Genomic DNA, 22,013 nt, shown 5'->3' with positions numbered 1-22,013 from the left:
TGACTTGTGGGAGCGGGCTTGCCCCGCGATCATTTCTAGAAGGTATGCCCCAGGTTCAGGTACACCGCCTTCTCATGGGCATCGTTGGCCCCATAGCTCAGGTTCAACGGCCCCAGCGGCGTTTCCAGCCCCAGGAAGATGCTCGCCGCATTGATATAGCCACTGTCGAACTCATTGTCATTGTTCCATGCCCGGCCGCGCTCCAGCGAGCCGCCCAGGTACAGCGGGAAGTCCAGGGGCAGGTAGGCCCGAGGCGTCAGGCGACGGTAGTAGACCATGCGCAGCAGGCTCATGTTCTGCCCGGAGATCGAATCCTGGCGGAAACCTGACAGCTGCCGGGCGCCACCGAACACGAAGCTCGAAGTGACTACCTCGGCGTCATCCAGCGTTCGTCCATACCTGCCACCCAGCACCAGGGTGTTCGGCCCGCTGCTGAAGGCCTTGTCCAGGTTGAACAGCCACTGCCGGTAGTTCTGGTCCGAGTCCAGTGACTTGTCGTACTTGCGCACGGTCAGGCCGATATCCTCGCCACTGTGGGGGAAGTAGACGTTGTCGAAGGTATCGAAGGAATACTTGAGCTCGTAGAACCCCTCGTTGAAGCTGACCTTGGGCAGGTCCTGGTCGCCGATGCGCACCTCGGCGTTGCCCCAGGCCTTGCCCACGCCCAGGCGCACTTCGCCATAGGTGCCGATCTGCCGGCCGACGTTGAGCCCGAAGCCATAGCGCTCCAGGCGGTACTCGGCCACCGGGTCGTTGTCCAGGGTCGCCTCGACGTTCTGCGAGCCCAGCGCCAGGTAGGGCGCGATGAAGTAGCGCGAGCCCACGTCCAGCGGCTGGTAGAACTCGCTGTACAGTTCCTGCTCGTCGCCGATCTGCGCGCGGGTCAGCCATTCGCCGCCAAGCCGGTTGATGCCGTTGACCCGGTAGCTGGCGCCGAGGTTGAAAGCGCTGTCGCCGCGCAGGTCGTCCGACAGGTTCAGGCCCAGGCGCAGGTAGTCGGTGCCGCCACGCCGACCACGGGCGTTGATCACCAGGGTATGCTCGTCGCCCTTGTGCGCCACGCGGTACTGCACCTGGTCGAAGTAGTCCAGCCCATAGAGGGTGCCCATGTCGGTCTGCAGGCGGCCGAGATCCAGCGGTTCGCCGACAGGCTGGCGAATGTAGTAGCGAATCACGTCGTCGCTGACCTTGGAGTCGTTCTCCACGCGGATGGCGGTGATGATCGGCGTGCGCTGTTTCGGCGAGCGCGCCACCGCCAGGTTGCTGTCGCCCTCGGGCTGGCGCAGCGCCGCCAGGCGCGGGTCGAGGGCGCGGGTGGCGCGGTAGCCGGCGTCGATCATGTCCTGGGCACGGCCGAAATCGGTGACGCCGAAGGCCGAGAGCGGCGGCTGGACGAGGATGTCCTCGCGACGCAGGCTGGCCAGTTGCTCCTCGGAGTTGCGCCGGGTCATCAGGGTGATCGACTGGTTGAGCACATCCACCACGGTGGCCAGCTGCTTGCGGTTGCGCAGCGGGGTGCCGATGTCGACGACAATGGCCAGGTCCACGCCCATCTCGCGCACCACGTCCACCGGGATGTTGTCGGTCATGCCGCCGTCCACCAGCAGCCGGCCGTCCAGCTCCACCGGGGCGAACACCGCCGGGATCGACATGCTGGCGCGGATCACCTGGGGCAGGTGGCCGCGGCGGAAGATCACCTTCTCGCCGCTGGTGATGTCGGTGGCCACGGCGCGGAAGGGAATCGGCAGCTTGTCGAAGTCGCGGATGTCAGCGGTGTGGGCCAGCTTGCTTTCCAGCAGCAGGGCCAGGTTCTGGCCCTGGATCACCCCCAGCGGCAGGCCCAGGCTGCCGTCGTCGCGAAAGCTCAGCCTCTGCTTGACCAGGAAGTCGCGGTCGTCCTGCTTGCGCCGAAACGGCACATCCTTGCGCGGCGGCGCATCGGACAGCGCCTGTTGCCAGTCCAGCGTGGTGGCCAGTTTTTCCAGTTCGGCGATGCTGTAGCCCGAGGCGTACAACCCGCCGACCACCGCGCCCATGCTGGTGCCGGCGATGGCGTCGATGCGCACGCCCTGTTCCTCCAGGGCCTTGAGCACGCCGATATGGGCCAGGCCGCGGGCGGCGCCGCCCGACAACACCAGGCCGATCTTTGGCCGTGCCGCTTCGGCGGCCAGCACGGTGAAGGAGGTGAGCATCAGCAGGAGGCAGTACAGCAGGCGGCGCATCGTGAGTCTCAAACCAGAGGATAAAGACCGCTAGTATAAGCGGCCCTTCCTACGGAGTTTCCCTACATGGCAGACAGCAAGCCACAAATCGTCATCACTTATTGCACCCAGTGCCAGTGGCTGCTGCGCGCTGCCTGGCTGGCCCAGGAACTGCTCAGCACCTTCGCCGATGATATCGGCCAGGTAGCGCTGGAGCCTGGCACCGGTGGGGTGTTCCGCATCACCTGCGACGGCGTGCAGATCTGGGAGCGCAAGGCCGACGGCGGCTTCCCCGAGGCCAAGGTGCTCAAGCAGCGGGTGCGCGACCAGATCGATCCGCAGCGCGACCTGGGCCACAACGATCGCTGATCAGGCGCTTTCGGGCTGTGGCTGGCGGGCCGGTTGCTCGGCGGCCAGGCGGCTGGACAGCACGATGGCGAAGATGATCAAGGCGCCACCGGCGAGCATGCGCAGGGTCGGCTGTTCGGCGAACACCACCCAGGCCACGGCGATGCCGTAGACCGGTTCCATGCCGAACACCACCGCGGCGGTGCGCGCCTTGATCACCGCCAGGCTGGCGACGAACAGGCTGTGGGCGACGCCGGTGCAGAAGACGCCGAGCAGGGCGATCCACAACCAGTCCAGCGGCGCCACCGCGCCCAGGCCGGGGGCCGCGAACGGCAGCAGGCACAGGCTCACCACCAGGTTCTGCCACAGCGCCGCCTGCACGGCGGGCAGGCGCCCGGAACCGGCGCGGTTGGTCAGCGACAGCAGCGAGAACAGCAAGCCCGAGAGCAGCGCCCAAAGCAACCCGCCGGTGGCCTCGCTGGCCAGGTCGAATGCCGGGGTGACCAGCACCAGGCCGATGCTCACCAGCAGCACCAGCAGCGCTTCGTTGCGGCGGATGCGTTCGCGGAACAGCAGGCCCTCGAGGATCACGGTGAAGGCCGGGAAGCTGGCGAAGCCGAGGGTGGCGATGGCCACGCCGCCGACCTTGACTGCAATGAAGAAGCTCACCCAGTGCCCGGCCAGCAGCGCGCCGCCCAGCAGCAGGCGGCGCAGGTCCTGGCCGCGCAGCGGTTGCCAGGCCTGGCGCGCCAGGCTGGCGAACAGGGCCAGGGCCAGCACCGCGAACAGGGCGCGGCCGAAGACGATGATCGAGGGGCTGGCGCTGGCGGCCAGCTTGCCGAAGACGCCGGTCAGGCCGAAGAACAGCGCGCCGATGTGCAGGGCGCCGAGGGCGGTGCGGTGGTTCATGGTGGTCCTTTGCATTCGCTGGTTCCTGTGCCGGCCTCTTCGCGGGTAAACCCGCTCCCACAGGTCAGTGCGAATCCTGTGGGAGCGGGTTTACCCGCGAAGAGGCCAGCACAGGGAGAGAAGATCTAGGCGCTCAGTGTAAGAGCCCGGTCTGCCCGTGTCTGTCGCGCATCTCGCGTCAGTTGTCGCCAGACTCGCGCCGCAACGCCAGCGGCGTACAGCCGAACGCCCGCATCACCGCCGCGCTGAAGGCGCTCTGCGAGCCATACCCCACCCGCGCCGCGACCTCTCCCACCGGCAACAGCGTCTCACGCAACAATCGTCGCACCATCGACAGCCGCCGCTGGCGGATGTAGTCCATCGGCGTCATGCCGCACTCGCTGGCAAAACGCGCGTGCAGTCGCGCGCTGGACAGCCCGGCCAGGCGTGCCAGGTCGGCGACCTGCAAGGGATAGGCGGCGTGCTGCTCGATATGCCGGTCGAAGGCGGCATAGGGCAGGCGCCTGCTGGCCAGTAGCGGAGCGCCGGCCTGCGGGTTGAGGCTGGCCAGCAGCAGCACCGCGCCCTGGCGGGCAATCAGCGGGTCGTCCACCGGGCTGGCCGCCAGCCAGTCGACCAACTGCTGCTGGCGGCTGTTCAGGCCCAGGGGGCCGGGGCGGTCGAGCAGACGACGGCTGTTATCGGCGTGCTCGCCCAGATGGTCGCCGAGCCAGTGCCCGCCCGGCACGTCCAGCACCAGGCAGTGGCTGCCCTCAGGGCTGCCGCAGGTGTGGTGGGCACCGGCAGGCACCACCATCAGGTCCTGGCGACCGACCCGGCCGCCGTGGCCATTCACCTCGAAGTCCAGTCGCCCGCCCAGGCCGAACACCAGCTGCGGGTGGTCGTGGCTGTGGGCGATCAGGTCGTGGCGATAATGGCGCAGCGAAAGCAGGGGGGCGGCGGTCATGGTGAGTCCTCACGAAGCAGGTGAAGAGTGTACACCTCCAGGCGCGCGCAGGATGGTCATGCGCCTGCCACCAATCTGTCACCTGTGCCTGCCAGTCTCCAGCAAACAGTGCCGGAGCCTGCCCATGACCCACGCCGAACCTCTCCGCCCGTCACGCAAGCAGCGTGTCCGTACCCTGTGGATTTCCGATGTGCACCTGGGCACCCGGGATTGCCAGGCGGAACATCTCGCGCACTTCCTCAAGGGCTACCAGGCCGAGCGCATCTACCTGGTCGGCGATATCATCGACGGCTGGAAACTGCGCGGCGGCATCTACTGGCCCCAGGCCCACACCAACGTCATCCGCCGCCTGCTGACCCTGAGCAAACGCGGTACCGAGGTGATCTACGTCACCGGCAACCACGACGAATTCCTGCGCCGCTACTCGAAACTGATCCTGGGCAATATCCAACTGGTGGATGAAGCCGAGCACCTTACCGTCGATGGCCGGCGGCTGCTGGTGATCCATGGCGACCAGTTCGACGTGATCACCCGCTACCACCGCTGGCTGGCGTTTCTCGGCGACCGGGCCTACGAGTTCACCCTGGTGCTCAACCGTTGGCTCAACCACTGGCGCGCCCGTTATGGCTATGGCTACTGGTCGCTGTCGGCGTACCTCAAGCACAAGGTCAAGGGCGCGGTGAACTTCATCAGCGATTTCGAGGACGCCATTGCCCACGAGTGCACTCGGCGTGGCTTCCAGGGCGTGGTGTGCGGGCATATCCACCATGCCGAGATTCGCCGGGTGGGCGAGGTGGAGTACCTCAACTGCGGCGACTGGGTGGAGTCGTGCACGGCGCTGATCGAACACTGGGACGGGCGGATCGAGCTGTACCGGTTCGCCGATGCTCAGGCGCGCGAGGCGGCGTCGCGGTTGGCGGAGCTGGGTGAGCCGGCCTAGGTCGCCTTCAGCCCTGTAGGAGCGGCCTTGTGCCGCGAAAGGGGCGCGCAGCGGCCCCAGGATCTCGGGTATGTCTCAAGATCGTCGGGGCTGCTGCGCAGCCCCTTTCGCGGCACAAGGCCGCTCCTACAGGTGGCGGGTAGCTGGAATCAGGCCGACGCCTTCAAGGCCGCCTTGTAGATCGACTGCCTGGGCTGGGCGAACAGCCGCTCCATCATCGGTTCGAAGAACGACAGCGGCAGGCTCGGGTACTCGGGGTCGAACGCCGCCGCGTCGTAGCGTGCGCAGAATTCGATGGTCCGCTGGTACTGCGGGTGATCGCTGAACTGCTCGCGCAGGTGGCGATCCATGCCCAGGTGGTGGAAGAAGTAGTAGCCCTGGAAGATCCCGTGCTTTTCGATCATCCACAGGTTCTCGGCGCTGACGAAGGGCTTGAGGATCGCCGCGGCGATATCCGGGTGGTTGTAGCTGCCGAGGGTGTCGCCGATGTCGTGCAGCAGGGCGCAGACCACGTATTCCTCGTCGCGGCCGTCACGGTAGGCGCGGGTGGCGGTCTGCAGCGAGTGGCTCAGGCGATCGATGGGAAAGCCGCCGAAGTCGCCATCGAGCAGGCGCAGGTGGGCGACGATGCGTTGGGGCAACTGCCGGGCATAGGCGCGAAAGTCGTCGGCGATGATCGCCCAGTCCTGGGCGGTGCCGTCGCGCATGTGGCTGAAGTTCGCTTGCTTGTTCATCGCCGCGGGCCACTCGTATCGGGGACATGTCTGGCAGTGTTGGCCAGGACACGGGCTTTGGCAGTGGCCGGCCGGGACGCGAACCTGGCCTTGCGGGCCGATTCAGAGGCTGAGGCGGCCCAGCAGGATGTCGCGGAACATGGCGAAGTCGCCGACCAGGCTGTACCAGGGGTGGGTGAAGGTGGCCGGTCGGTTCTTCTCGAAGAAGAAATGCCCGGCCCAGGCAAAGCCGTAGCCGGCCAGCGGCACGGCCAGCAGCAACAGCCACTGGCCGCTGCCGATGCTGTAGGCGAGCAGGGCGATCACCAGGCTGGTGCCGACGAAGTGCAGGCGGCGGCAGGTGGCGTTGCTGTGCTCGCCCAGGTAGTAGGGATAGAACTCGGCAAAACTGCGGAACTGCGCTGTGCGGGTCATGGCGGGTTTCCGGATCTGCGGGTCGTGCTTACAGGATACACGGCGTGGAGCCTGAATCGAGTCTAGAGTCACTGGATGCAGTGGCCAGTGACAATAGGCGCCAATTGAGTATCCTTTCGGTTCACCGCAGGAGCGGTCAGCACAAGAGCCTGTCATGAGTGAGAGAACCACGTCAGCCAGCTGGGCATCAGGGATCGTCAAGGCACTCGAGCTGGAAGGGCTCGATTGCCCGGCCATGTTCAAGCAGCTCGGGCTCGACTTTTCCGCCCTCGACGACCCCGATGCGCGATTCACCCAGGATTCGATGACCCGGCTGTGGCAGCTGGCGGTCGAGTTGTCGGGCAACGAGGCCATCGGCCTGAACATGGCCCGGGTGGTGCGACCGGCGTCGTTCCATGTGGTGGGCTATGCGCTGATGTCCAGTCGCACCCTGGCCGAGGGTTTCGAACGCCTGGTGCGCTACCAGCGGATCATCGCCGAGAGCTCGGACCTGAGCTTTCGCCGCGAGCCCGACGGCTACGCCCTGGTGCTGACCGTGCATGGCGACCACCTGCCGCCGACCCGGCACAGCGCCGAGGCGTCCCTGGCCTGCGCCCTGGCCCTGTGCACCTGGCTCAGCGGGCGGCCGATCCAGCCGCGGCGGGTGCTGATCCAGGGCGGCCAGCCGAAGAATGTCGAGCCGTACAAGGTGGCCTTCCATGCGCCGCTGGTATTTGGCGCGCCCCATGACGCGCTGGTGCTCGAGCGTGCCGACATGGAGGCGCCGCTGCCGACCGCCAACGAGGCGATGGCGGTGCTGCATGATCGCTTTGCCGGGGAATACCTGGCGCGCTTCTCGGAAAGCCGCGTGACCCACCGGGTGCGCCAGGTGCTGTGCCGCATCCTGCCCCAGGGCGAGCCCAAGCGCGAGACCGTGGCCCAGGCCCTGCACCTGTCGCAGCGCACCTTGCAAAGGCGTCTGCAGGACGAGGGCACCAGCTTCCAGACCCTGCTCGACGACACCCGCCGCGAACTGGCCGAGCAGTACCTGGCGCAGCCCGGCACCACCTTGCTGGAGACCGCCTACCTTTTGGGTTTCGCCGATCCGAGCAACTTCTACCGGGCGTTCCGCCGCTGGTTCGACACCACGCCGAGCGAGTACCGCACGCGGCTGTCGGTCAGTGACGCCAGAACGCCGGCATGCACAACACCAGCACCGTGATGATCTCCAGGCGGCCCAGCAGCATGCCGCCAGCGAGGATCCACTTGGCCGCGTCCGGCAGGCTGGCGTAGTTGCCGGCCGGGCCGATCACCTCGCCCAGCCCGGGGCCTACGCCCGACACCGTGCCGGCGGCGCCGGTCAGCGCGGTCATCCAGTCCACGCCCAGCAGCGACAGCAGCAGGGCGATGATGCAGATGGTGATGGCGAAGAAGAACGAGAAGGTCAGGATCGAACGCACGATCTCTTCGTCGAGGCGATGGCCGTTGTACTTCTGCTTGATCACCGCCCGTGGGTGGATCAGCTGGTTGAGGTTGGCCTTGAGCAGGATGTAGGCGACCTGGAAGCGGAAGATCTTGATACCGCCGGCGGTGGAGCCGGAGCAGCCGCCGACGAAGCCCAGGTAGAAGAACAGCATCAGCGAGAAGTTGCCCCACATGCTGTAGTCGCCCAGGGCGAAACCGGTGGTGGTGACCACCGAGGTGACGTTCAGCGCCACGTGACGCAGGGCGTCGAGCCAATGCAGGTCAGTGGTGGCCCAATACCAGGTGCCGAGCACCAGCCAGGTGGCCACCAGCATGGCCAGCAGTCCCTGCACCTGCTGGTCCTTGATCAGCGCCTTGCGGTGGCCGCGCAGGGTGGCCACGTACAAGGTGAATGGCACGCTGCCCATGATCATCACCACCACCGCGACCCAGTGCACCGCGGGGATGTCCCATTTGGCCAGGGACTGGTCGGACGTGGAGAAACCGCCGGTGGAGATCGCCGACATGGCATGGTTGATCGCGTCGAACGGGCTCATCCCCGCCCACCAGAACGCCAGGCTGCCGAGCACGGTAATGCCCACATACACCGCGACGATCGACTTGGCGACCATGTGCGAGCGCGGCATGACCTTTTCCGAGCGGTCGGAGGACTCGGTCTGGAACAGGCGCATGCCACCAATGCGCAGCAGTGGCAGGATCGCCACCGCCATACCGATGAAGCCGATGCCGCCCAGCCAGTGCAGCATCGAGCGCCACATCAGGATGCCCGGCGACATGTTGTCCAGGCCGCTGAGCACGGTGGCGCCGGTGGCGGTGATGCCGGACATGCTTTCGAAGAAGGCGTCGGTGTAGCTGATGTGCTGCGTCAGCAGGAACGGCAGGGCGGCGAACACGCAGACCACCAGCCAGCTGCTGACGGTCAGCAGGTACATGTCGCGTGGGCGCAGGTGCACGTGCTCGGGGCGGCCGGGGATGACCAGGCCGAGCCCGGCGAGGAAGGTGATCAGGCTCGACCAGAGGAACGACGGCATGTCGCCGGTGCGCTCGAAGACCACCAGGGTCGCCATGGGCACCACCATGCTCACCGCCAGGGTGATCAGGAAGATGCCGATGATGAAACCAATGATCCTTAAGGTCGGCAACGCCATGTGATCTGCTCTGACTCGCTACGGAAAGGGCGCCATTCTACCTGTGCACCGGGGCTTGTAAACGAACGATTGGCTGGGGCATGGTAGCGGGCTTGCACCGCGATACCTACCGGGTCGATGCCATCGCGGGACAAGCCCACTCACATGTTGCCTTCTGGTTAGTGCAGAATGGCCGCACTTTCAATCTGCCAGGAGGTAAGCCCATGGAGGCTCTCGACGCATTGCTCAACCGTGTTTCCGTGCCACGCCTGACCGAACCGGCGCCCAATGCCGCCCAGCGCGAGGCGCTGTTCCAGGCCGCGCTGCGTGCGCCGGACCATGGCCAGCTGCGTCCCTGGCGCTTCCTGACCATCGAGGGACAGGGCCGCGAGAAGCTCGGCGAACTGTTCGCCGAGGCGGTGCAGGCCAAGGGCGATGCCACCCCGGCCGCGCTGGACAAGGCCCGGGCGATGCCGCTGCGGGCACCGTTGCTGATTGTGGTGGTGGCCCGGTTGCAGGAGCATTTCAAGGTGCCGAAGATCGAACAGCGCCTGGCCGCCGGCTGCGCCGCCCACGGCATCCTCGTTTCCGCCCACGCCCAGGGTATCGGCGCGGTGTGGCGCACCGGTGACATGGCGTATGACGTCCATGTGCACGAGGGCTTGGGTCTTGAGGCGAATGAAGAGGTGATCGGCTACCTGTATGTCGGCACGCCGATGGGCGAGCCGCGCACGGCGCCAGTCCTGGAGACAGCCCGGTACGTCAGTGCCTGGGGTAACTGAAGCATTGGGTCATCGCGGGGCAAGCCCGCTCCCACGCAAGCCCGCCCCACGGGAATGCGTGGGAGCGGGCTTGCCCCGCGATGGGTTCATCACCACTGTCAGCTATTCATGCGCCAAGGGCAGCTCCAGCGTCGCAATGAACCCACCCTGCGGATGATTGCCCAACACCAGGCTGCCGCCATGGCGCTCTGCCGCCTTGCGCGCAATCGCCAGCCCCAGTCCATGCCCAGGTGCGTCCTGCCCCGGCGCCCGGAAGAACGGCTCGCCCAGTTGCGCCAGGTGCTCTGCCGCCACCCCCGGCCCATGATCGCGCACGCTCAGCACGATGCGATCCTGCTCCCGACGGGCATGCACCTCGATCGGCTGCCCGGCCGGATTGAAACGCAGGGCATTGCGCAACAAATTGTCCACCGCCCGTTCGATCAAGGTCGGCCAGCCGTGCAAGGTCAGGCCTGCCTGCGCTTCCAGTCGCACTTCCTGTTCCGGCGCTGACAGTTGGGCGTCCTTGCGCACGCCGCCCAGCAAGGCATTGAGGTCCACGGGTTCGGCATGGGCCTGGTCGGCATCGACCCGGGCCAGCACCAGGATCTCGCTGATCAGGTCTTCCAGGCGATCGCACTCGCGGGTCAGGCGTGGCCACAGGGCCTGGCGCTGCTCCGGCTCGGCGCGTTCGGCCAGGGCCAGGGCGATGCGCAGCCGCGCCAGCGGCGAGCGCAGTTCGTGGGACACGTCACGTAGCAACTGGCGCTGGCTGCCGATCAGACTCTGCAAGCGCGCGCCCATCTTGTTGAAGTCGTTGGCCAGCACGCCAAACTCGTCGCGGCGCACTGCCAGCCGCGCCAGGCTGTTCTGCTGGTAGCTGGTCTGCCCCAGGTCGTGCACCGCGCCGCGCAGGCGGCTGAGCGGGCGGGTGATCGACAGGGTCACCAGCAGGCTGAACAGGGTCAGTACCACCAGGGCGATCCCCAGGGCGCTGAGCGGCCAGATCAGGCTCTCGCGGTGCCAGGCGGCCAGTTCGGGGTGGGGGATGCGGTAGATCAGCAGGTAGGTCTCGCCGCTGGTGGGGCTGGTGTATTCCTCGGTCAGGCGGCGCCAGGGTAGGCGCCGCTCGTCGTTGTGCTGGCGCGCCTCGAAGGCGGCGGCGCGGCGCGGAAAGGTGCCGGGCACCACGGCGTCGCCGCTGTCATCGAGCACCTGCACGTCGATCTTGTAGCGCTGCTTGCGTCTTTCCAGGAAGCGCTGCGACGACTCCAGGCCGTCCTGTTCATAGTGCTGGGCCCAGTGGCTGGCCAGGTTGTTCAGGCCCGGATGGCGGCTGAGGATCCAGGTGTCCTGGTTGAGCATGTGCCCGAGCAGGATCGACAGCCCGGCGACCAGGGCGATGGCCAGCCAGAAGCTGGCCAGGATGCGCCAGAACAGTGAACGCAAGACGAGCACCTCCGAGAAATGGCGAAAGCCCGGCCCGCGGGGGTGCGGGCCGGGCATCGGGCTGACAGCTTACTGGGCCTTGCCGGCTTTTTCAGCCTTCCAGGCCTGGAACTCCTGCCACTCGGCCTTGCGCGCGGCGCGTTCCTTCTGCAGGTCGTCGAACTTCTTCTGCTGCTCGGGCTTGAGCAGGGCGCGGATCTGGCCGTCGGTCTTGTCGTGGCTGGCCTTGAGTTCGTCCTTCATGGCTTTCTGCTCGGCGGCCGGCAGCTTGGCCATGTAGCGCTCGGTGATGTCGCGGCGCTGCTGCATCTGCTCGCCCATCAGCTTGCCGATCTGCTGGCGCTGGTCGCGGCTCAGGTCCAGCTGGGCGAAAGGCGCGTCACCGCGATGATGCGGGCCGTCGTGGCGCGGGCCGCCGTCAGGCATGGCCATGGCCACGGTCGGCAGGGCGGCGGCGAACATCAGGGCGATCAGGGTCTTGCGCATGGTGTCTCTCCTTTCAGGGGCCGGTGGTTACCGGATGAGCCCAGTCTAGGGAGATCAAGGTCAAGGGCGGTCAGGCGAGGGTAAAGGGAGGGTAAAGTTGGCGGTAGCCGTCGTGCGGATCCTGTGGGAGCAACTGTCTTGCTGAGATCTTTCAACTGGCGTGATCTCTGTAGGAGCGGCCTTGTGCCGCGAAAGGGCTGCGCAGCAGCCCCGGGATTTCAGCGGTTTTGCAAAGATCGCCGGGGCCGCTTTGCGGCCCTTTCGCGGCACAAGGCCGCTCCTACAGGGTTCTAGTCGCTGTCAGAGGCTGTAGTAGTAGCCGCGGCTGCGCAGCGCGACGATGCGCGGGCGGCCGTCCGGGTGCGGGCCGATCTTCTTGCGCAGGTTGCTGACGTGCATGTCCAGGCTGCGGTCATAGAGCGTGAGTTTGCGACCCAGGCCGATCTGCGCCAGCTCCTGCTTGTCCAGCGGTTCGCCGGGCTGGCGCAGCAGCGCCTCGAGGATGCGGCTCTCGGACAGCGTGAGGGTCATCTCGCGCTCGTCGATGCTGACCACGCCGCGCACCGGACTGAAGGTCAGGTCGCCGATCTCGACCTGGCTGCTGGGCGCGCTGGGGTGGCTGCGGCGCAGCACGGCGCGCAGGCGGGCGGTAAGTTCGCGGGGGTCGCAGGGCTTGGCTAGGTAGTCGTCGGCGCCCAGCTCAAGGCCGAGTATGCGGTCCAGCGGCTCGCCACGGGCCGAGAGCATCAGCACCGGCAGGTCGGTGTGCTCGCTGCGCAACTGTTTGAGCAGTTCCAGGCCGCTGCCGTCGGGCAGCATGACATCCAGCACCACCGCCGCCGGGGCGTGGCTGGCCAAGGCCTGGCGCGCACTCTGGCCATCGTGGCAGGCGCGCACCGCAAACCCTTCCTGGGTCAGCCAGCTGCCGAGCAGCTCGCACAGTTCCTGGTCATCATCAATCAGTAACAGCTCGCTCATGTCTCACTCAATTCAACCATTGCCGGCGTCTTCTGTGTCCGCCGCTGGCTAAGATACCGCAGACTGCCGACAACAGTGCAACGACCGAGCCGATCAGGAACCACTGCTGCTGGTCGGTGAGCAGGCGCTGGGGGGCGCTGCTGGCGGCCTGCAGTTCCTTGACCGTCAGTTTCAGGCGCTGGTTGTCCTGGCGCAGGCGCGAGAGCTGGGCGCTTTCGCGTTCGCTGTCCTGGTTCTGCAGTTGCAGGGTCAGCGCGTCGCGCTGTTTCTCGCTCTCTTCCAGGCGCTGCTGCAGCTCGGTGATCCGCGCCCCGGCTTCCAGCGACAGCGGCTGCTCGGCCGCGGCGAAAGGGGACAGCAGTAACAGGCAAAGCAGCAGGGACATCGGACCTTGACGCATTGGAACTCCTGATTCGTATCGATTCAGGAGGTTGTCGGCCAGTTGTCGGATTAGATGAGGCGGGTATCGAGTTGGCCTCATTCGCGGGTAAACCCGCTCCCACAGAGGCGTGCGGCGCCTGTGGGAGCGGGTTTGCCCGCGAAAAAGGCGATGCGGTTTCGGATCAGGGCAGGACTTGCTTGAACGGCTTGACCACGACCTTGTCGTAGACGCCTGCGGCGATATACGGGTCGGCGTCGGCCCAGGCCTGGGCGGCGGCCAGCGAATCGAACTCGGCGACGATCAGGCTGCCGCTGAAACCGGCGGCGCCCGGGTCGTTGCTGTCGATGGCCGGGTGCGGGCCGGCGAGGACCACGCGGCCCTCTGCCTTGAGCTGCTGCAGGCGCTCAATATGGGCGGGGCGGGCGGCCAGGCGTTTTTCCAGGGAGTTTTCGACGTCGCTGGCGATGATGGCGTAGAGCATGTCAGTCCTTGGGTTTGGAGGTGGAAGGATCGGCATCGTGCAGGTGGCGCGACAGATAGACACCCTGGGCCACCAGGAACAGCACGGTCATGCCGAGGCTGCCGAACACCTTGAAGTCGACCCAGATGTCCTGGAAGGTGAAAGCGACAAACAGGTTGGCGGCGCCGCACACCAGGAAGAAACCGATCCACGCCAGGTTCAGGCGGGTCCAGACTGTTTCAGGGAGTGTCAGGGCGTGACCCATGATGCGCTTGATCAGCACCCGGTCACCGATGAAGTGGCTGCCGGCGAAGGCCAGTGCGAACAGCCAGTTGACCACCGGTGCTTTCCACTTGAGGAAGGTCTCGCTGTGGAAGGCCAGGGTCAGGCCACCGAACACCAGGCAGGCGACCAGGGTCAGCAACTGGCCCTTTTCCAACTTGCCGTGGCGCAGGAACAGCGCGCCGTAGACCACCACGGAGCTGGCGATCAGCATGGCGGTGGCGCTGTAGATCCCGCCGAACTCGAAGCTTTGGCCGGCGAATTCGACCGGGCGCGGGTCCAGTTTGTAGACGATGAAGAACAGCAGCAGCGGGATGAAATCGATGAATTGTTTCACAGTGGCAGCCAGAAGCGGGATGTGACGGCATAATAACAAACATCGATTCCTGCGAAAGCGCTCCTCCATGAATGTTGATCTGCACTGTCACAGCACGGCCTCCGACGGCGCCCTGTCGCCCACGGCACTGGTCGCCCGGGCCCACGAGCACGGGGTGCGGACGCTGTCGCTCACCGACCACGACACCCTCGAAGGCCTGCCCGAGGCCCGCCAGGCCTGCCTGGACAACGGCATGCAGTGGGTCAGCGGGGTAGAGTTGTCGTGCACCTGGGGCGGCGCCACCATCCATGTGCTGGGTTACGATTTCCCGCTCGATGCCCCGCCCTTGCTCGAAGCCATCGGCAATCTGCATCGCGGCCGCTGGCTGCGCGCCGAGGAAATCGACCGCAAGCTGGCGGCCAAGGGCATGCCCGGCGCGCTGGACGGCGCGCGGGCCGTGCAGCAGGAACTGGGCGACAGCGGCAACGCCCCGGCGCGCCCGCACTTCGCCGAATTCCTGGTGCGCGCAGGCTTCGTCAAGGACCGTGGCGAGGCCTTTCGCAAGTGGCTGGGCGCCGGCAAGTTGGGGGACGTCAAGCTGCACTGGCCGACGCTGGAGGAAACCGTCGCCACGTTGCGCCAGTCCAATGCCTGGGTGAGCCTGGCCCATCCCATGCACTACGAACTGACCCGCAGCAAGCGCAGACGGCTGATTGCCGACTATATTCAGGCAGGGGGGCAGGCGCTGGAAGTGGTCAATGGGATGATGCCGCCCGAGCAGGTGGGGACAATGTCGATCCTCACCCGTGAGTTCGGCTTGCTGGCAAGCGCCGGCAGTGACTTCCACGGCCCCGGCACCTGGGGCGAGATCGGTGCCTACCGGCCATTGCCCGAGGACCTGCCACCTCTGTGGCGTCGATTCCGACATGAACAGTCTATGGCGGTATGAACAGGACGACTACGTGAGCCAATTTTTCCAGATTCATGCGGAAAACCCGCAGGCGCGCCTGATCAAACAGGCCGTGGAGATCATCCGCAAGGGTGGGGTGGTGGTCTACCCGACCGACTCGGCCTATGCGATGGGCTGCCAGATCGGCGACAAGGGCGCCATCGAGCGGGTGCGCCGCCTGCGTCAGCTGGACAAGAACCACAACTTCACCCTGTTGTGCTGCGACCTGTCCGAGATGGGCACCTTCGCCAAGATCGACACGGCGACGTTCCGCCTGCTCAAGGCGCACATTCCGGGGCCCTACACCTTCATCCTCAACGCCACCCGTGAAGTGCCGCGCCTGTTGTTGCACGACAAGCGCCGCACCATCGGCCTGCGCGTGCCGTCCAACCCCATTGTCCTGGCGCTGCTCGAGGAGCTTGGCGAGCCGCTGATGAGCGTCAGCCTCATCCTGCCGGGCGACGACGAGCCGATGACCGACCCTTACGAGATCCGCCAGCGCCTGGAGCATCATGTCGACCTGATCATCGACGGCGGCTTCGGTGACCTGAAGGCTTCGACCGTCATCGACCTGTCCGGTGACGAGCCGGAGCTGATTCGTGAAGGGTGCGGGGATCCGACGCCGTTCCTGGTCAACGCATGAGCCAGATGGAAACGCCCGAGGCGCCGACCGACCAGGCCGATGCCCCCCAGCAGTTGCAGCTGGCCCTGGTCTATGGGGAGGTGCTGACCGAGCTGCCGGTGGACCTGTACATCCCGCCGGACGCGCTGGAAGTGATCCTCGAGGCCTTCGAAGGCCCGCTGGACCTGCTGCTGTACCTGATCCGCAAGCAGAACATCGATATCCTCGACATCCCGGTGGCCGAGATCACTCGCCAGTACATGGGCTATGTCGAGCTGATGAAGAACGTGCGCCTGGAACTGGCCGCCGAGTACCTGGTGATGGCCGCCATGCTCGCCGAGATCAAGTCGCGCATGCTGCTGCCGCGTTCCAGCGAGATCGAGGAAGAGGAAGGCGATCCACGCGCCGAGCTGATCCGCCGCCTGCAGGAGTACGAGCGCTTCAAGGCTGCCGCCGAAGGTATCGATGAGCTGCCGCGGGTTGGCCGCGACGTCGTCGTGCCGCGTCTCGAGGCCCCTCAGGCCAAGGTGCGCAAGCTGCTGCCGGAGGTCGCCCTGGAGGAGATCCTGCTGTCCATGGCCGAGGTCATGCGCCGCAACGACCTGTTCGAGAGCCACCAGATCACTCGCGAGACCTTGTCGACCCGCGAGCGCATGAGCGAGGTGCTCGAACGCCTCAAGGGCGGTGGCTTCGTGCCCTTCGTCGAACTGTTCACCCGCGAGGAGGGCAAGCTCGGCGTGGTGGTGACCTTCATGGCGATTCTCGAACTGGTGAAGGAATCGCTGATCGAACTCGTGCAAAATGAGCCTTTCGCCCCGATCCACGTCCGTGCCCGGGCAGAGTGACCTGACGACTACCGATGAACCTGAACGAACCCCGCGAACTGGCGTCGCTGATCGAGGCCTTCCTGCTCGCCTCGGGCAAGCCGCAATCCCTCGAGCGCCTCTATGAGCTGTTCGAGGAAGCCGAGCGCCCGGCCCCCGCCGTTTTCAAAAAGGCCCTGGAGGTGCTGGGCAAGTCCTGCAGCGGCCGTGCCTTCGAGCTCAAGGAAGTGGCCAGCGGCTATCGGCTGCAAATCCGCGAAGACTATGCACCCTGGGTCGGCCGCCTGTGGGAGGAGCGCCCGCAGCGCTATTCCCGTGCGCTGCTGGAAACCATGGCGCTGATCGCCTACCGCCAGCCCATCACCCGCGGCGAGATCGAGGACGTGCGCGGCGTGGCGGTCAACAGCAACATCATCAAGACCCTGATGGAGCGCGAGTGGATCCGCATCGTCGGCTACCGCGAGGTGCCAGGGCGTCCTGCGATGTTTGCCACCACCAAGGCGTTTCTCGATCACTTCAACCTCAAGAGCCTCGATGAACTGCCGGCGCTGGCCGAGTTGCGCGAGCTGGAGCCGGAACCGCTGCTCGACCCGGACGAGGCGCCGGTGCCCGCTCACCTGCAAGCCCTGGCCGATGCCAGCCTGGGCGAGGAGGGTGAGGAAACGGAGCCCAAGGATGAGACCAGCTTCCGCTCGCTGCTGGTGGAGCTGGATGCGATGGAAGAAGGGCTCAAGACCGATTTCGATGATTTGCGCGATGAAGAAGAGCCTGAGGCCTCGGAGCAGGACGAGGGCAAGCTGCAGTCTTGATTTAACTACTGCCTGTGCCGGCCTCTTCGCGGGTAAACCCGCTCCCACAGGGGTATCACAAGCTGTGGGAGCGGGTTTACCCGCGAAGAGGCCGGCCCTGATCAGACAAAGGCCATTTGGCAGAAAAACACTTCCAATTCCACAAAACACTCTACTCTCCAGTGCGTTGCGCGTATGATGCGCGCCCGCTTTCACTACTACACCGGGAGGTGCCCAGATGAGTGACAAAGACCTGCAAGACCAACAACCCACCCCGCCGTCCGGCGAAAAACTGCAGAAAGTACTGGCGCGTATCGGCGTCGGCTCGCGTCGTGACGTCGAGGCCTGGATCGGCCAGGGCCGTATCAAGGTCAACGGCGTCGAGGCCACCCTGGGCCTGCGCGTCGACCTGCACGACGCCATCACCGTCGACGGCAAGCTGATCAAGCGTGTCGAGGCCGCCGAGGCGACCCGCCGCGTGATCATGTACAACAAGCCCGACGGCGAGATCTGCACCCGTGACGACCCGGAAGGCCGCCCGACCGTGTTCGACCGCCTGCCGCGCCCGAAAGAGGGGCGCTGGATCAACATCGGCCGCCTGGACATCAACACCACCGGCCTGCTGTTGTTCACCACCGACGGTGAGCTGGCCAACCGCCTGATGCACCCGTCCTATGAAATGGACCGCGAGTACGCCGTGCGTGTGCGCGGCGAGGTCGACGACGACATGGTCGACCGCCTCAAGGCCGGCGTGGTGCTCGAGGACGGTCCGGCCAAGTTCACCGATATCCAGAAGGCACCGGGTGGCGAAGGCTTCAACCACTGGTACCACTGCGTGGTGATGGAAGGCCGCAACCGTGAGGTGCGCCGCCTGTGGGAGTCCCAGGGCGTGGTGGTCAGCCGCCTGAAGCGCGTGCGTTTCGGCCCGGTGTTCCTCAACTCCGATCTGCCGATGGGTCGCTGGCGCGAAATGAGCCAGGGCGAGATCGACATCCTCGCCGCCGAAGTCGGCCTGCAGCCGGTGGCGCTGCCGGAGATGAAGCTCAAGGCCAAGGACAAGCTCGAGCGCCTGCAGCGCAAGTCGACCCGCCCGCTGGGGCGTGGCGAGCGTGTGCGCACCCTGCGTCCGGCCGCCGAAGGGCAGGGCGAGCGCCCGGCGCGCGCGCCGCGTGAAGAGGCTGCACCACGCAAGGGCAGCCGCGGCAGCGCGGTGGCCGAGCGCCCGAGCGAGATGCGCAAGCGTCCAGCCCGTCCCGAAGGCGACAAGCCAGCCGGTCGTGGTCGCGGCAAGCCGCGTGGCTGATCTGGCCCGGTAACGAAAGAGCCAGCCTTCGGGCTGGTTTTTTTGTGCCTGTTGAAAAGGAAGTCCCTCGATACGCATCCCAGTGTAGGAGCGGGCTTGCCCCGCGATGGGCCGCAAAGCGGCCCCAAGTACCTGAACAGACAGAATTTTTCCCGACCGGTGGCAAATTTTCAAACCACCTTGTAAAGAAAACTATACGATTCTGGGCCTTTTCCCCGGCTTGCCTGTGCTTCCCCACTCTTCGTCACAAAATCTTTCCAAGACTTGCGCGCCAGAGCCTCCCCGGTCCCCTTCACCCCCTTCCCAAACCCCCGCCCAAACGTTGAGATAGCGCCATTGCCGTGTGCAGAGCCAGGCAGGATAGCCAGGCATCGAAAACAACAAAATGGAGGCGCCATGTACGCCGATCACTCCGCCTTTTCAGGCCTTCACCCCAGGACCGGTGCGTTTTTTCCACAGGAAACGATGCAACGCGTTGACGCCTGCGCGTTTGCAGGGGTATACAATGCGCCGCGTTTTACCTGTGACCCCCTTGCGTACCGCGCACGCTTGCTGACACCCGGTTGATCCGCACCTGGCTACCAAGGCCACGAGCGACTTCCCGTCACAAGTATCCAAGGTAACCACCTTGCCCATTCCGCTGCGCCACGAGTGCGGTGGGTCCGATTCCGTCACAGATAAAAACAAGCAGGTGACTTCGTTCATGAGTGGACATAATTCACAGTCTGGCGAACTCAAGCGTGGCTTGAAGAACCGCCATATCCAACTGATCGCCCTGGGTGGCGCGATCGGCACCGGATTGTTCCTGGGCTCGGCCGGCGTGATGAAGTCCGCCGGTCCGTCGATGATCCTCGGCTATGCGATCTGCGGTTTCATCGCCTTCATGATCATGCGCCAGCTCGGCGAGATGATCGTCGAGGAGCCGGTGGCCGGCTCCTTCAGCCACTTCGCGCACAAGTACTGGGGCGGTTTCGCCGGCTTCCTGTCGGGCTGGAACTGCTGGGTGCTGTACATCCTGGTGGGCATGTCGGAGCTGTCGGCAGTGGGCAAGTATGTCCATTACTGGTGGCCGGAGATCCCGACCTGGGTCACCGCGGCGGCATTCTTCCTGCTGATCAACGCCATCAACCTGATGAACGTGAAGTTCTTCGGTGAGGCCGAGTTCTGGTTCGCGATCATCAAGGTCGCCGCCATCGTCGGCATGATCGGCCTGGGCGCCTACCTGCTGACCAGCGGCAGTGGTGGCCCGGAAGCGTCGGTGACCAACCTGTGGGCCCATGGCGGCTTCTTCCCGCATGGCGTCAGCGGCCTGGTCATGGCCCTGGCCTTCATCATGTTCTCCTTCGGTGGCCTGGAAATGCTCGGCTTCACCGCGGCCGAGGCCGACAAGCCGAAGACCGTGATCCCCAAGGCGATCAACCAGGTCATCTACCGCATCCTGATCTTCTACGTGGGTGCCCTGGTGGTGCTGCTGTCGCTGACCCCATGGGACAGCCTGGTGGCCAGCATCGACGCGTCCGGCGGCAGCTACGGCAGCAGCCCGTTCGTCCAGGTCTTCTCGCTGCTGGGTAGCGACGTGGCCGCGCACCTGCTGAACTTCGTGGTCCTGACCGCGGCGCTGTCGGTGTACAACAGCGGTACCTACTGCAACGCCCGCATGCTCCTGGGCATGGCCGAGCAGGGCGATGCCCCGGCGGCGCTGGCCAAGGTCGACCGTCGCGGCGTGCCGGTACGTTCGATCCTGGTGTCGGCGGCCGTGACCCTGATCGCGGTGCTGCTCAACTACCTGATGCCGCAGAACGCCCTGGAGCTGCTGATGTCGCTGGTGGTGGCGACCCTGGTGATCAACTGGGCGATGATCAGCTACTCGCACCTGAAGTTCCGCCAACACCTCGACCGCACTGGCCAAAAGCCGCTGTTCAAGGCGCTGTGGTACCCGTACGGCAACTACCTGGTGCTGGCCTTCGTGGTGCTGATCCTCGGCATCATGCTGCAGATCCCGGGCATCCAGGTGTCGGTGTACGCCATGCCGGTATGGCTGGTGGTGATGTATGTGTTCTACGTGCTCAAGAGCAAGCGTGGGGCGCAGGCCAACGGCGCTGCCGGTAGCGTGGCCAAGTAAGCGTCGAGGCGCTTCGAGAAAACCCGATGCCGGGTGACTGGCATCGGGTTTTTTGTTGTCTGTACCGGCCTCTGCGCGGGTAAACCCGCTCCCACAGGGGGCACAGAACCTGTGGGAGCGGGTTTACCCGCGAATGGCCGGCTCTGGCAATCGATGACTCAGATCTGTTCCAGCAACCAGCCACGAAACGCCCGCAACGAAGGCAATGCCTCATTCCTTGGCGGGTAGATCAGGTAATAACTGCGCTGGCTGGCAAACGGCGCCCCCGGGCTGAACAGCTCGCCACTGGCCAGTTCCTCCTCCACCAGAATCCTGGGCACCAGGCCAATCCCTATCCCCGCCCGCACCGCCTGGATCAAATGTGACGTCAGCTCGAAGCTCGGCCCCAGGCGCATCGAGCGGTGGGGCAGGGCGTGGTGGGAGAACCATTCGCCCCAGGCGTGTGGATTGTTGGCGACGTTGAGCAGCACCTCTTCGCTGATCCGCGCCGGGCACCAGTCCTGGCCATCGCGAGCGCTGTCCGGCGGCAGGATCACCACCAGTTCCTCGGCGTGCAGGCGATGACAGACCAGCCCGGGCAGGTCGTGGGTGGCCACGCCGATGGCCGCGTCGATCTCGCTGGTGTCGAAGTTGATTGCCTCGATACGGGAATGAATGTGCACCAGCATGCCCGGATGAGCGCCATAGAACGCATGCAGGCGCGGCAGCAGCCATTTCGAGCCGAAGGTCGGTAGGGTCGCCAGGCGCAGGGTACCGACCCCGGACTGATAGGCCAGGGCTTGCAGGGTGGCGCTGCGGATACGCCCCAAGGCTTCGCTCAGCTCGCGCTGGTAAAGACGGCCCACGTCGGTCAGTTGCACCTGGCGCCCCTCGCGGCGGAACAGGGTGAGCCCCAGTTGCTGTTCCAGCGCCTGCACCTGGCGACTTACCGCGCTCTGGGTCAGCGACAGCTCGGCGGCGGCGCGGGTGTAGCTTTCATGTCGCGCGGCGGCCTCGAAGGCCAGTAGCAGCGACATCGAAGGGGTGAGGTGGCGGTAATTCATTCATAAAGCTCATCGATAGCGGCAGGAATATCCGTTTGCCCCTGGCGCGAAACTACAGGAACATGGGCGTATTCGTCATGCGGTATAGATCATTCATACCGTAGTCGCAGGAAATACAACATCTCGTGGGAGCGGGCTTGCCCCGCGAAAGGGCCGGGACAGGCG

Annotated in this window: 23 protein-coding genes; 10 read left to right on the top strand and 13 right to left on the bottom strand. The window is 65.6% G+C overall.

Features of this window, described 5'->3' with window-relative positions; translation table 11 throughout:
* Positions 1 to 35: 35 nt before the first annotated feature.
* Complete coding sequence (locus NMG10_RS21075) at positions 36 to 2,222, bottom strand: patatin-like phospholipase family protein (RefSeq protein ID WP_232857332.1); 2,187 nt, start codon at positions 2,220 to 2,222, stop codon at positions 36 to 38.
* Between the two features lie 66 nt (positions 2,223 to 2,288).
* On the opposite strand from NMG10_RS21075, the gene NMG10_RS21070 reads away from it, so the two are divergent.
* Positions 2,289 to 2,570 (top strand): SelT/SelW/SelH family protein, encoded by a 282-nt coding sequence (locus tag NMG10_RS21070; RefSeq protein WP_203651500.1) that lies wholly within the window; start codon positions 2,289 to 2,291, stop codon positions 2,568 to 2,570.
* Here the strand turns inward: NMG10_RS21070 and NMG10_RS21065 are convergent, their stop codons facing one another.
* Together NMG10_RS21065 and NMG10_RS21060 are read right to left on the bottom strand one after the other, a co-directional pair.
* Complete coding sequence (locus tag NMG10_RS21065; RefSeq protein WP_232857342.1) at positions 2,571 to 3,458, bottom strand: DMT family transporter; 888 nt, start codon at positions 3,456 to 3,458, stop codon at positions 2,571 to 2,573.
* A 178-nt stretch (positions 3,459 to 3,636) separates the two neighbouring features.
* Positions 3,637 to 4,404: an AraC family transcriptional regulator gene (locus tag NMG10_RS21060; RefSeq protein WP_254465074.1), complete on the bottom strand. Its 768-nt coding sequence runs from the start codon at positions 4,402 to 4,404 to the stop codon at positions 3,637 to 3,639.
* 124 nt (positions 4,405 to 4,528) lie between these two features.
* Here NMG10_RS21060 and NMG10_RS21055 point away from each other — a divergent pair, with 124 nt between their 5' ends.
* Complete coding sequence (locus tag NMG10_RS21055; protein ID WP_203651503.1) at positions 4,529 to 5,344, top strand: UDP-2,3-diacylglucosamine diphosphatase; 816 nt, start codon at positions 4,529 to 4,531, stop codon at positions 5,342 to 5,344.
* 149 nt (positions 5,345 to 5,493) lie between these two features.
* On the opposite strand, the gene NMG10_RS21050 is transcribed toward NMG10_RS21055, so the two are convergent.
* Positions 5,494 to 6,078: an HD domain-containing protein gene (locus tag NMG10_RS21050; protein WP_186714522.1), complete on the bottom strand. Its 585-nt coding sequence runs from the start codon at positions 6,076 to 6,078 to the stop codon at positions 5,494 to 5,496.
* Between the two features lie 102 nt (positions 6,079 to 6,180).
* Positions 6,181 to 6,492: a DUF962 domain-containing protein gene (locus NMG10_RS21045; RefSeq protein WP_186714521.1), complete on the bottom strand. Its 312-nt coding sequence runs from the start codon at positions 6,490 to 6,492 to the stop codon at positions 6,181 to 6,183.
* Positions 6,493 to 6,646: 154 nt separating this feature from the next.
* On the opposite strand from NMG10_RS21045, the gene NMG10_RS21040 reads away from it, so the two are divergent.
* A complete protein-coding gene (locus tag NMG10_RS21040) occupies positions 6,647 to 7,693 on the top strand; it encodes an AraC family transcriptional regulator (protein ID WP_050706761.1) in 1,047 nt (348 codons plus the stop codon).
* Here the strand turns inward: NMG10_RS21040 and NMG10_RS21035 are convergent.
* Complete coding sequence (locus NMG10_RS21035) at positions 7,650 to 9,104, bottom strand: TrkH family potassium uptake protein (RefSeq protein WP_110739850.1); 1,455 nt, start codon at positions 9,102 to 9,104, stop codon at positions 7,650 to 7,652. The genes NMG10_RS21040 and NMG10_RS21035 overlap by 44 nt on opposite strands.
* 203 nt (positions 9,105 to 9,307) lie before the next feature.
* Between NMG10_RS21035 and NMG10_RS21030 the strand changes: the two genes are divergently transcribed.
* Positions 9,308 to 9,865: a nitroreductase family protein gene (locus tag NMG10_RS21030; protein WP_234563098.1), complete on the top strand. Its 558-nt coding sequence runs from the start codon at positions 9,308 to 9,310 to the stop codon at positions 9,863 to 9,865.
* A gap of 102 nt (positions 9,866 to 9,967) precedes the next feature.
* On the opposite strand, the gene NMG10_RS21025 is transcribed toward NMG10_RS21030, so the two are convergent.
* The 6 genes from NMG10_RS21025 to NMG10_RS21000 form a co-directional block, all read right to left on the bottom strand.
* The gene (locus NMG10_RS21025) at positions 9,968 to 11,350 is read right to left on the bottom strand and encodes a HAMP domain-containing sensor histidine kinase (RefSeq protein WP_254465073.1); all 1,383 of its coding nucleotides are present in this window, start codon (positions 11,348 to 11,350) and stop codon (positions 9,968 to 9,970) included.
* A 12-nt stretch (positions 11,351 to 11,362) separates the two neighbouring features.
* Positions 11,363 to 11,779, bottom strand: coding sequence for a Spy/CpxP family protein refolding chaperone (locus tag NMG10_RS21020; protein WP_203651507.1), 417 nt, complete (start codon positions 11,777 to 11,779; stop codon positions 11,363 to 11,365).
* A 300-nt stretch (positions 11,780 to 12,079) separates the two neighbouring features.
* Positions 12,080 to 12,757, bottom strand: a complete 678-nt coding sequence (locus NMG10_RS21015) for a response regulator transcription factor (protein ID WP_110739854.1) — start codon at positions 12,755 to 12,757, stop codon at positions 12,080 to 12,082.
* 7 nt (positions 12,758 to 12,764) lie between these two features.
* The gene (locus NMG10_RS21010) at positions 12,765 to 13,157 is read right to left on the bottom strand and encodes a translation initiation factor 2 (protein ID WP_203651508.1); all 393 of its coding nucleotides are present in this window, start codon (positions 13,155 to 13,157) and stop codon (positions 12,765 to 12,767) included.
* 163 nt (positions 13,158 to 13,320) lie between these two features.
* The gene (locus NMG10_RS21005; protein WP_186732960.1) at positions 13,321 to 13,620 is read right to left on the bottom strand and encodes a YciI family protein; all 300 of its coding nucleotides are present in this window, start codon (positions 13,618 to 13,620) and stop codon (positions 13,321 to 13,323) included.
* 1 nt (position 13,621) lies between these two features.
* Positions 13,622 to 14,218 (bottom strand): septation protein A, encoded by a 597-nt coding sequence (locus tag NMG10_RS21000; RefSeq protein WP_050706754.1) that lies wholly within the window; start codon positions 14,216 to 14,218, stop codon positions 13,622 to 13,624.
* Positions 14,219 to 14,285: 67 nt separating this feature from the next.
* On the opposite strand from NMG10_RS21000, the gene NMG10_RS20995 reads away from it, so the two are divergent.
* The 6 genes from NMG10_RS20995 to NMG10_RS20970 all read left to right on the top strand — a co-directional run bounded on the left by NMG10_RS20995 (position 14,286) and on the right by NMG10_RS20970 (position 20,805).
* Positions 14,286 to 15,146, top strand: coding sequence for a PHP domain-containing protein (locus NMG10_RS20995; protein WP_203651510.1), 861 nt, complete (start codon positions 14,286 to 14,288; stop codon positions 15,144 to 15,146).
* Between the two features lie 13 nt (positions 15,147 to 15,159).
* On the top strand, positions 15,160 to 15,789 hold the full coding sequence (locus NMG10_RS20990) for an L-threonylcarbamoyladenylate synthase (RefSeq protein ID WP_082337815.1): 630 nt from the start codon (positions 15,160 to 15,162) through the stop codon (positions 15,787 to 15,789).
* Between the two features lie 125 nt (positions 15,790 to 15,914).
* A complete protein-coding gene (locus NMG10_RS20985) occupies positions 15,915 to 16,613 on the top strand; it encodes a ScpA family protein (RefSeq protein ID WP_234561911.1) in 699 nt (232 codons plus the stop codon).
* A 14-nt stretch (positions 16,614 to 16,627) separates the two neighbouring features.
* Entirely contained in the window at positions 16,628 to 17,401 is a 774-nt protein-coding gene (scpB, locus tag NMG10_RS20980; protein ID WP_254465072.1) for an SMC-Scp complex subunit ScpB, read from the top strand.
* 217 nt (positions 17,402 to 17,618) lie between these two features.
* Entirely contained in the window at positions 17,619 to 18,683 is a 1,065-nt protein-coding gene (rluB, locus tag NMG10_RS20975; protein ID WP_203651515.1) for a 23S rRNA pseudouridine(2605) synthase RluB, read from the top strand.
* 703 nt (positions 18,684 to 19,386) lie between these two features.
* Entirely contained in the window at positions 19,387 to 20,805 is a 1,419-nt protein-coding gene (locus tag NMG10_RS20970; RefSeq protein ID WP_232857337.1) for an amino acid permease, read from the top strand.
* A gap of 158 nt (positions 20,806 to 20,963) precedes the next feature.
* Here NMG10_RS20970 and NMG10_RS20965 read toward each other — a convergent pair whose 3' ends face one another.
* On the bottom strand, positions 20,964 to 21,848 hold the full coding sequence (locus NMG10_RS20965; protein WP_232857338.1) for a LysR substrate-binding domain-containing protein: 885 nt from the start codon (positions 21,846 to 21,848) through the stop codon (positions 20,964 to 20,966).
* Between the last annotated feature and the right edge of the window lie 165 nt (positions 21,849 to 22,013).

The sequence above is a fragment of the Pseudomonas sp. DVZ6 genome (genome assembly GCF_024259445.1).
GTDB lineage: Bacteria > Pseudomonadota > Gammaproteobacteria > Pseudomonadales > Pseudomonadaceae > Aquipseudomonas > Aquipseudomonas peradeniyensis.
Note: the sequence above shows the minus strand (reverse complement) of the source record. Positions and strands in the feature narration are given on the sequence as shown.

What these genes read in the sequence shown, in the direction of transcription:
- NMG10_RS21075 (WP_232857332.1), bottom strand. Translation starts at nt 2,222, where the DNA reads ATGCGCCGCCTGCTGTACTGCCTCCTGCTGATGCTCACCTCCTTCACC.
- NMG10_RS21025 (WP_254465073.1), bottom strand. Translation starts at nt 11,350, where the DNA reads ATGCCCGGCCCGCACCCCCGCGGGCCGGGCTTTCGCCATTTCTCGGAG.
- NMG10_RS21070 (WP_203651500.1), top strand. Translation starts at nt 2,289, where the DNA reads ATGGCAGACAGCAAGCCACAAATCGTCATCACTTATTGCACCCAGTGC.
- NMG10_RS21035 (WP_110739850.1), bottom strand. Translation starts at nt 9,104, where the DNA reads ATGGCGTTGCCGACCTTAAGGATCATTGGTTTCATCATCGGCATCTTC.
- NMG10_RS21010 (WP_203651508.1), bottom strand. Translation starts at nt 13,157, where the DNA reads ATGCGTCAAGGTCCGATGTCCCTGCTGCTTTGCCTGTTACTGCTGTCC.
- NMG10_RS21050 (WP_186714522.1), bottom strand. Translation starts at nt 6,078, where the DNA reads ATGAACAAGCAAGCGAACTTCAGCCACATGCGCGACGGCACCGCCCAG.
- NMG10_RS20995 (WP_203651510.1), top strand. Translation starts at nt 14,286, where the DNA reads ATGAATGTTGATCTGCACTGTCACAGCACGGCCTCCGACGGCGCCCTG.
- NMG10_RS21030 (WP_234563098.1), top strand. Translation starts at nt 9,308, where the DNA reads ATGGAGGCTCTCGACGCATTGCTCAACCGTGTTTCCGTGCCACGCCTG.
- NMG10_RS21045 (WP_186714521.1), bottom strand. Translation starts at nt 6,492, where the DNA reads ATGACCCGCACAGCGCAGTTCCGCAGTTTTGCCGAGTTCTATCCCTAC.
- NMG10_RS20970 (WP_232857337.1), top strand. Translation starts at nt 19,387, where the DNA reads ATGAGTGGACATAATTCACAGTCTGGCGAACTCAAGCGTGGCTTGAAG.
- NMG10_RS21005 (WP_186732960.1), bottom strand. Translation starts at nt 13,620, where the DNA reads ATGCTCTACGCCATCATCGCCAGCGACGTCGAAAACTCCCTGGAAAAA.
- NMG10_RS21055 (WP_203651503.1), top strand. Translation starts at nt 4,529, where the DNA reads ATGACCCACGCCGAACCTCTCCGCCCGTCACGCAAGCAGCGTGTCCGT.
- NMG10_RS21020 (WP_203651507.1), bottom strand. Translation starts at nt 11,779, where the DNA reads ATGCGCAAGACCCTGATCGCCCTGATGTTCGCCGCCGCCCTGCCGACC.
- NMG10_RS21015 (WP_110739854.1), bottom strand. Translation starts at nt 12,757, where the DNA reads ATGAGCGAGCTGTTACTGATTGATGATGACCAGGAACTGTGCGAGCTG.
- NMG10_RS20965 (WP_232857338.1), bottom strand. Translation starts at nt 21,848, where the DNA reads ATGAATTACCGCCACCTCACCCCTTCGATGTCGCTGCTACTGGCCTTC.
- rluB (WP_203651515.1), top strand. Translation starts at nt 17,619, where the DNA reads ATGAGTGACAAAGACCTGCAAGACCAACAACCCACCCCGCCGTCCGGC.
- scpB (WP_254465072.1), top strand. Translation starts at nt 16,628, where the DNA reads ATGAACCTGAACGAACCCCGCGAACTGGCGTCGCTGATCGAGGCCTTC.
- NMG10_RS21065 (WP_232857342.1), bottom strand. Translation starts at nt 3,458, where the DNA reads ATGAACCACCGCACCGCCCTCGGCGCCCTGCACATCGGCGCGCTGTTC.
- NMG10_RS21040 (WP_050706761.1), top strand. Translation starts at nt 6,647, where the DNA reads ATGAGTGAGAGAACCACGTCAGCCAGCTGGGCATCAGGGATCGTCAAG.
- NMG10_RS21060 (WP_254465074.1), bottom strand. Translation starts at nt 4,404, where the DNA reads ATGACCGCCGCCCCCCTGCTTTCGCTGCGCCATTATCGCCACGACCTG.